Genomic DNA, 1,166 nt, shown 5'->3' with positions numbered 1-1,166 from the left:
TTGTCAAAAACTACGTGCAAGAAGATGTTTGCCAGTAATGGACTTATAACTCCCCCTTGTGGTGTGCCTTTACTTCGTGACTCGATACTGCCGTCTTTCTTTTGAATTGGAGCCTTTAACCAACGATTAACATACAAGTGAATATGCCTCTCTTTGGTAAAGTGATTTAGTGCTTTAAGCATTAAATCGTGGTCTATCTCATCAAAGAAACTTTTGATGTCCAAATCTATTGCCCAATCCATTCGCATACAGTTTTCCCTGCATTGTTTTATGGCTTGGTGCGCTGATTTAGTGGGGCGATAACCAAAAGAACTTTTGCTGAACTGTTTATCTACAATTTGCTCTAGTTCTTCCCTAATTACCATTTGAGCCGTTCGGTCTTGTACTGTTGGTATGCCTAGCTTCCTGATTCGACCATCTGACTTGGGTATTGTTACCTCGCGAACTGGTTTTGGAAAGTAACTCCCACTTGCCAATCTATTCCATACCGGATACAGGTACTTCATAGGGCGTGTTTGCACTTCTTGTATTGATAGATTATCAACACCTGATGCGCCTTTGTTACTACCTACCTTTTTAAAGGCTTCCCATACCTGTCGCTTATCTATCGGTTGCGACTTTTGTTTCTCCTCGAAAATCATCCTAATTTACATTAGTTGTAATACAATTTAAAACTGTTAAGTCAGTCCCTTCGCTCCATCCTCATTACAAGTACTTCTTCGCTACTACGGACTAATCCGCCACTAATTAGCAGTATCGCTACTTTCTACCTTGCCCTTCGGGGTTGGGGTATTTTTGCACTGTTAATTAGCTTCTCCTGTTCCGTAATTGAGCCGTCTAGCAAAGCTCCTGCCCTCTTTACGCCGATGGTCGCTTAACCAGTAAATAGGTTACGCCCGTTAAGCTTTGTCCTGCAAGACCGCCCATCCCTCAGTTTTGACCATACTAAAGTTGTTTACGACACTTCTACAAGGGTTCAATCTCGTCTATTTCAGCTTCTTTGCTCCTACCTTAGCTTATCCATACTACTTACTCTACAAACAGCAGTAGCGCCTTTAACCTTATCGCTCAAGACCAACTCGTGAAAAGTAAGCCCCATAAGGCGGTTTGACTGATTTGCCTATACATCCCAGTCGAGAGACCTTTCCTCTCATCTCAATTACAGT

1 protein-coding gene is annotated in these 1,166 nt (G+C 42.3%); it reads right to left on the bottom strand.

The genetic code is table 11. The features are described from left to right. On the bottom strand, positions 1-641 hold a 641-nt coding region (locus ACFSR8_RS16465), incomplete at its 3' end, for a reverse transcriptase domain-containing protein (protein WP_380294068.1). Between the last annotated feature and the right edge of the window lie 525 nt (positions 642-1,166).

Origin of the sequence: Hyunsoonleella rubra, from assembly GCF_042684665.1 — a bacterium.
GTDB classification, from domain to species: domain Bacteria; phylum Bacteroidota; class Bacteroidia; order Flavobacteriales; family Flavobacteriaceae; genus Jejuia; species Jejuia rubra.
This window is presented reverse-complemented; position numbering and strand designations above follow the sequence as displayed.